Here is a 6,721-nt window from a genome sequence, read left to right on the forward strand (position 1 = left end):
CCGCCCTTCGCGACGACTCGGACCAACTCGGCACACACTGCTATCAAATAAGATCAATGTTGACATTCATCCGACTCGATGCTTGTCTGTCGTTGGAAGCGCTCCCACACCGACATCACCGACAAAACGGAGGATGCACCATGCGTCTACGCAGGCCCGATCAGTCCGGCGGGGCGTCCCGGTCAGCCGTCCGCCAGCCCCTTCGGGTGCTCGCCGTGCTGTTCGCGATGGTGGTCGGCGTGCTGCCCTGGAGCAGCCCGGCCCAGGCCCACGGCACCATCATCAACCCGGCTTCGCGCGCCTACCAGTGCTGGCAGAGCTGGGGTAGCCAGCACACGAACCCGGCCATGCAGCAACAGGACCCCATGTGCTACCGGGCGTTCCAGGCGAACCCGGACACCATGTGGAACTGGATGAGCGCGCTGCGGGACGGTCTCGGCGGTAACTTCCAGGCCCGCACCCCGGACGGGCAGCTGTGCAGCAACGGCCTGTCCAGGAACGACAGCCTGAACCAGCCCGGCGCGTGGCGGGCGACCAACGTCAGCCGCAACTTCACGGTCCAGCTGTACGACCAGGCGAGCCACGGCGCCGACTACTTCCGCGTCTACGTCAGCAAGCAGGGGTTCGACCCCACCACCCAGCGTCTCGGGTGGGGCAACCTCGACTTCATCACGCAGACCGGCAGGTACGCTCCGGCGCAGAACATCTCGTTCAACGTCTCGACCTCCGGCTACACCGGACGCCACATCGTCTTCGTCATCTGGCAGGCTTCGCACCTCGACCAGGCCTACATGTGGTGCAGTGACGTGAACTTCGTCTGATCGTCAAGGTCGACATCGGTATCACCGCTCCGACCCAGGCCCGACCGGCCTGGGTCGGAGCGGTCTGTCGGTCACCTACGCGGAGACCGTCGCACCGTCCTCCGGGGCGACGGACCGTGAGCAGCCGGAGCCGGTGCGCCTGCCCGCCCGGTGGGCCGGGTTTCCGTCCGCCGCCCGACGGGTAGGTCGGCCCGGACGAGACACCCGCCCCCTGTGGAGGACCATCCGATGCGAGACGACTTCGGTGACGCGGTGGGGGACACCCTCCGCTCGATACTTCTCTTCCTGCCCAAGGCCCTCGCCTTCGTGGCGATCCTGGTGGTCGGCTGGCTGATCGCCAAGGCCGCCCTGAAGCTGGTGAACCGGCTGCTCGAACGGGTCGGATTCGACCGCGCGGTCGAGCGCGGCGGCATCCGTCGGGCCCTGGCCCGATCCCGTTACGACGCCAGTGACATCGTCGCCCGGCTCGCCTACTACGGGATCCTGCTGCTCACCCTCTACCTGGCCTTCGGCGTCTGGGGACCGAACCCGATCTCCGACCTGATCGGCGGGGTCATCGCCTGGCTGCCCCGCGCCTTCGTCGCGATCGTCATCGTGGTCGTCGCCGCCGCCATCGCCAGCGCGGTGCGGGACATCATCTCCGGCGCCCTCGGCGGACTGTCGTACGGCCGGCTGCTGGCCACCGTCGCGTCGGCGTTCATCCTCGGTCTCGGCATCATCGCCGCGCTCAACCAGATCGGTGTCGCCACGGCGGTGACCACGCCGGTCCTGATCGCGGTGCTGGCCACCGTCGGCGGCATCCTCGTGGTCGGCGTCGGTGGGGGCCTGGTGCGTCCGATGCAGAGTCGGTGGGAGTCCTGGCTGGCCCGCGCCGAGCAGGAGTCGCGGACCATCGCCGAGCACGCCCGCGCCTACTCCGCCGGCCGCCGCGACACCGACGAGCGTCTCGCCGACCCCGCCACCCCGGCCTCCGCACCCACGTACGCGCCGGCCCCGGCCGCGCCCAGCACTCTCGGGCCGGTGGACGGAGAACCGGCCACCCGCACCTCCGCAGGCGACGACCCGGAGGCGACCCAGGTCGTCACCGGACCCGGCATCGACTCCGACCCCACCACGCCGCTGCCGCGCCAGGATCCGACCACGCCGCCGGCGGGCGAGAGCGACCCGGACGCCACCCAGGTGGTCTCCTCGAACGCGCCGCAGGTGCCGGCGCAGCGCGACGACGCCGACTCCACCATCGTGTTGCCGAGGACCGGGGAGCAGCGCTGAAACACCGGGGCGGAACGGGGCCGAGGGCGGTCCCGTTCCGCCCCCGGCCTTCCGGTCGCGTCCGCCGCACCGGCTTGGGCCGCCGGGGGAGGCGCTAACATCACCACCATGACCTGGCGACATTGATCCGTCATCCGAGGCCGTGGGCCGCCACGGACACCGACACCGGCGTCCGTGACCCGTCCCACCCGAAAGGCCCCGATGACCCCGACCTCGCCGCGTGTCCGTCGCCTGGCCGGCACGCTCTACGCGTACGCGTTCCTCACCGACCTGGTCCTGCTCTATCCGGCGTATGCGCTGCTCTTCGCCGACACCGGCCTGTCGGTGGGACAAATCTCCTCGCTGTTCGTCATCTGGTCGCTGGCCGGCATCGTGCTGGAGGTTCCCTCCGGCGCCTGGGCCGATGTGACCTCCCGCCGTCGGATGCTCTGCCTAGCGCCCCTGTGCACCGCCGCCGGATTCGCGCTCTGGACCCTGGCACCGTCCTATTCGGCGTTCGCCGCCGGGTTCGTCCTCTGGGGAGCCGGCGGCGCGCTCGCCTCCGGCGCGACGGAGGCCCTGGTCTTCGACGAACTCGACCGCCTCGGCGCCGCCGACCGGTACGCCCGCGTCATCGGTCGGGCGCGTACCGCCGGCACCGTCGGGGTGTTGGGATCGATCGTGCTGGCCGCCCCGGTGCTCGGCCTCGGCGGCTTCCCTGCGGTCGGCGCGGCCAGCGTCGCGGCCTGCCTGCTCGCCGCCACTGTCGCTCTCCGCCTTCCCGAACACCGCCGCACGGCTGCCCGCAACGCCGACCCGGGCGGCGCGGCCTCCTCGGTCGAGGGTGCCACGGCGGAGAGCACCGTCGGGGGTGGCACGGCGCGCACCGTCGGGGGCCGGCCCGCGGACGCCGTCGCGGACCCCGGTCCGAACAGCGGCGAGCCGGGCTGGTGGGACGGGCTGCGGGCGGGAGTAACCGAGGCCCGGGACGACCGGGCGGTACGCGGGGCCGTGCTGCTCGTCGCCACGGTCACGGCCGTCTGGGGAGCGCTGGACGAGTACACCCCACTGCTGGCCCGCGACACCGGAGTCGCGCTGGCCACGGTGCCGCTGCTGCTCCTGATCGTCACCATCGGGCAGATCCTCGGGGGCCTGCTCGCTCCCGCCGGGCAGCGGCTCGGCCGTCGTGGGTACGCGCTCCTGCTGGCCGGCTCGGCGCTGGCCCTGGCCGGCGGCGCGCTGGTCGGTCATCCGGCCGGCTTCGGCCTGGTGGCGGTGGCGTTCTGCGGCCTTCAACTGGCCTCGGTGCTGGCCGATGCGCGGCTACAGGCTCGGATCACCGGGCCCGGGCGGGCCACCGTCACCTCGCTCGCCGGCATGGGCACCGATCTGACCGTCATCGTCGTGTACGCGGGGTACGGCCTGGTCGCCACCGTGGCGGGCAATCCGGTGGCGTTCGCGGTCGCCGCCGTGCCGTACCTGCTGATCGCGGCGCTGCTGACGGCCCGGCCGGCCGCCCACCGGAGACCGCCCTCGCCGGTGCCGGCGGTCCGGACGGGATGACCGGCTTCAGCCGGGATCGTCGTCCAGGTAGACCCATCGGCCGTCCTCGCGGACGAAGCGGCTGCGTTCGGTCACCGTGCCCGGTTCCCGTCCCTCGCGGTAGTGGGCGCGGAACTCCACGGTGCCGGTGCTGTCGAAGAGGCCGCCGCCGTCAGTGCCGAGCACCTCCAGCCGGGTCCACCGCTGGGCGGGGTCGAGGTGCAGCCGTGGTGGCCGGGTCCGGGGGTGCCAGCTGCGCAGCAGGTAGTCGGCGTCGCCCACGGCGAAGGCCGCGTACCGGGACCGCATCAGCGCCTCGGCGGTCGGCGCGTCGGCCTCGCCCCGGTGCAGCCGTCCGCAGCAGTCCGCGTACGGCAGGCCCTGCCCGCACGGGCACGTGCCGGACACCTCGGCCCCGCGCGCCGGTCGTCTGTCTCGCTTCGCCACGTCGCCATCCTTCCGGTCGCCGCCTCGGCCGTGGACGTCGGGGCGTCCCACCCGCGTCGACGCGGACCGTGGCCCGAGCCGGTCAGCGGGATCCGGCGCGGGCACCCCGGCGGCTGCCGAACGACTCCATCGTGGTGGCCCGCTTCGCCGGCGGTGCGCTGGCGGAGCGCGGCCGTGCGGCGGCGGCCTGGGTGGCCGAGGTCTTCCTCGTCGGCGTCCGCTTCGTACCCGCGGCCTTCCGGGCCGGTGCCGTCGCGCCGGACGCCTTCGCCGGTGCCTTGGCGGGTGCCTTCTTCGCGGGTGCCTTCGTGGCCGCAGCGGTCTTCTTGGCCGCGGTCGCCTTGGCGGTGGGCCGGCGGGCCGGGGTGGCGGTGGCGGAGACGGCCTTCTTGCGGGCGACGCGGGACGTCGTCGGCGTCGGCTTCGTGTCGGGCGTCTTCGCCGCGGTGGCTCCGGTGGCCCGCTTCGCCGCCGTGGCCGCCTTCTTCGCCGCCACCTTCCGCGGCGGCGGGGCCTTGTCCGCCCCGGTCCGCTTCCTGGCCCGTCCTGCCTGCGCCATCGTCGCTCCTCGGGATCTGCCGTTGGCGACGGGTCTTCCCGACGCCCCGACGGTCAAACGCGGGTTCACGATGCCCGGGTGGCGAAGACGATGACGTTGTCGGCGTACTCGCCGTCGAAGCGGCCGCCGCAGGTGATCAGGCGGAGCCCGGCGGCCTCGCCCGGGCCGTAGACCAGGTCGGTGGGAAACCTGTCCTTCGGGTACGCCTCGACGCCGTCCACGGCGAAGCGCACCGTACGGGTGTCGGTCCGGACGATCTCGACGGTGTCGCCGGGACGCAGTCGCCCCAGGTCGAAGAAGACGGCCGGCCCGGTCCGGGAGTCCACGTGGCCGACGAGCACGGCGTTGCCGATCTCGCCCGGACTGACCCCGGGCCGGTACCAGCCCGCCACGTCGGGCTGGTCCAGGGGCGGCACCTCCAGCGCTCCGGTGTCGTCGGCGGCGACGGGAACGAGCGGTGCGCGTACGCCGATGGTGGGGATCCGCACCTCGACGGGTGCGGCCCGGGGCAGCGGCGGCAGGCTCGGCGCGGGCGCCGCCCGGTGTGGGACGGCCGCGCCGTCCGGCTGCGGTGGTCGGGCGGGCAGCCGCGCCACGCCCGTGCCGACCAGCGCGAGACCGGTCAGCGCGAGCAGCGCGAGCAGCAAGCGCTGCAGGTGGTACGCCCGCACGGGAACCTCCGTTCGCCGGTGCCCGCGCCCGGCGGGCGAGGGCCGGTGTCGACCGTCCTCGGTCCCGCCGACCGGCCATGCACGTCGACACAGGGCTGGGAAAGCGGCGGCGGGGGGCGTCCGTCGGAACCACCTCGGGTGCCCGCACCGTGGAGCGGTACGGGCACCCGTCGCAGGATGGATGGGGTGAGCCGCGGGTCAGCGCGTCGCGGCGGTGATGGCGTGGCGGCGACGTCGGGCGAGGATGACGGCACCGCCGAGCGCGGTGACGAGCAGCGTGGCTCCCGTGGCCAGCGTCCCGGCGCCGTCGCCGCCGTCACGGCCTCCCGCCTGGGCACCGCCGATCGGGGTGACGGTGAAGGTGGCGCTGCCGTCGGGCGTGCCGTCACCGCAGGTGGCCGTCACCGTGTACGTGCCGAGGGTGAACCCGGCGGTGAACAGTTCGGCGCTCAACCCGCCACCCGCGGCGGCGGTGGTGGAGCGGACGTTCTGGTCGCGGTCGGGCCCGGTGACGCGGAAGATCGCGTCGCCCGACTTCGGGTTGCAGGTCGTCGCGGTCAGTACGACGGTTCCGCCGACCGGCGTGGTGGACGGCGACACGGTGGTGTCGGCCAGCGCGGCGCCGGGCAGCAGCAGCGCGCCGAGGGCGATGCCGCCTGCAGCCGGTACGAGAAATCTTGTTGCCTTCATACGCGTCTTCCCTCACTTTTCGTCCGCTGACTGCGTGGGACGTCGTTCGGGTGGCCAACTCCGTGACTAGCACCGGTGTGCCCAACACTAGGTGGGCTTGGGACCCGATCCGGTGAAAATGAGAAATCCTCGTTGCCATCCCGTGTCCACCCGGACGCCGCAGCCGTCGCCGCAGAGGGCGATCTGGGTCCGCTGCCCGGCTGCTGGCGGAGTTGGAGGTGTGGCGGGGCCGTGTCGCTTTGGGGGCTGTCGGGGGTGTGGTCTGGCGACCTCCGTTTGTGGGCGCTGTTGGGGGTGTGGCCCGCCGTGCCCGGTTCCGGGCGGTCAGGCTTGATTCCTGCGCGGGGCGCGGCGGGCCACACCCTCGTCGTGGGTGACCTCCGCCCGGGTGCGCCGGGTGTCCGGTTTCGTGGGGTGTCGGGTGGGGATCTTGGGTGCGGTTTCGTCCTTCGGTGGGTGGTTTGGGACCAAGATTGCGGGGCGGTTGGGGGCTCGGGGTGGAATGGGTGGCGGGGTCGGGGTGGTTGTTGACGGGTGAGCGACCGTGGAAGATCGCCTGCCGCCGCTGGTGGGTGGGTGTGGTCCGGGAATGGTGGTGGGCCGCCGGTCGTTGGACATGGCTGAGCGACCGAGGAAGATCGCCTGCCGGCGTGGTGGGTGGGTGTGGCCCGGGAATGATGGTGGGCCGCCGGTCGTTGGACATGGTCCCGGCGGCGCGAAGTGGCGGTTGCCCCGCGTGCCGG

General features: G+C 73.1%; 7 protein-coding genes. 4 read left to right on the forward strand and 3 right to left on the reverse strand.

The features are described from left to right. The first annotated feature begins 140 nt into the window (after positions 1 to 140). The 3 genes from SM447_RS24140 to SM447_RS24150 all read left to right on the forward strand — a co-directional run bounded on the left by SM447_RS24140 (position 141) and on the right by SM447_RS24150 (position 3,632). Positions 141 to 821: a lytic polysaccharide monooxygenase auxiliary activity family 9 protein gene (locus SM447_RS24140; RefSeq protein ID WP_474575137.1), complete on the forward strand. Its 681-nt coding sequence runs from the start codon at positions 141 to 143 to the stop codon at positions 819 to 821. Positions 822 to 1,049: 228 nt separating this feature from the next. Further along, entirely contained in the window at positions 1,050 to 2,090 is a 1,041-nt protein-coding gene (locus SM447_RS24145) for a membrane protein (RefSeq protein WP_474575138.1), read from the forward strand. Positions 2,091 to 2,291: 201 nt separating this feature from the next. After that, a complete protein-coding gene (locus SM447_RS24150; RefSeq protein ID WP_474575153.1) occupies positions 2,292 to 3,632 on the forward strand; it encodes an MFS transporter in 1,341 nt (446 codons plus the stop codon). A gap of 6 nt (positions 3,633 to 3,638) precedes the next feature. Here SM447_RS24150 and SM447_RS24155 read toward each other — a convergent pair whose 3' ends face one another. Next, on the reverse strand, positions 3,639 to 4,058 hold the full coding sequence (locus SM447_RS24155) for a YchJ family protein (RefSeq protein ID WP_474575139.1): 420 nt from the start codon (positions 4,056 to 4,058) through the stop codon (positions 3,639 to 3,641). Positions 4,059 to 4,126: 68 nt separating this feature from the next. Here SM447_RS24155 and SM447_RS24160 point away from each other — a divergent pair, with 68 nt between their 5' ends. Further along, positions 4,127 to 4,711: a hypothetical protein gene (locus SM447_RS24160; RefSeq protein ID WP_474575140.1), complete on the forward strand. Its 585-nt coding sequence runs from the start codon at positions 4,127 to 4,129 to the stop codon at positions 4,709 to 4,711. On the opposite strand, the gene SM447_RS24165 is transcribed toward SM447_RS24160, so the two are convergent. Continuing rightward, entirely contained in the window at positions 4,683 to 5,288 is a 606-nt protein-coding gene (locus SM447_RS24165; protein ID WP_474575141.1) for a class F sortase, read from the reverse strand. The genes SM447_RS24160 and SM447_RS24165 overlap by 29 nt on opposite strands. A gap of 198 nt (positions 5,289 to 5,486) precedes the next feature. After that, entirely contained in the window at positions 5,487 to 5,978 is a 492-nt protein-coding gene (locus tag SM447_RS24170; RefSeq protein WP_474575142.1) for a hypothetical protein, read from the reverse strand. Positions 5,979 to 6,721: the final 743 nt, after the last annotated feature.

The sequence above is a fragment of the Micromonospora aridisoli genome, from assembly GCF_056150025.1.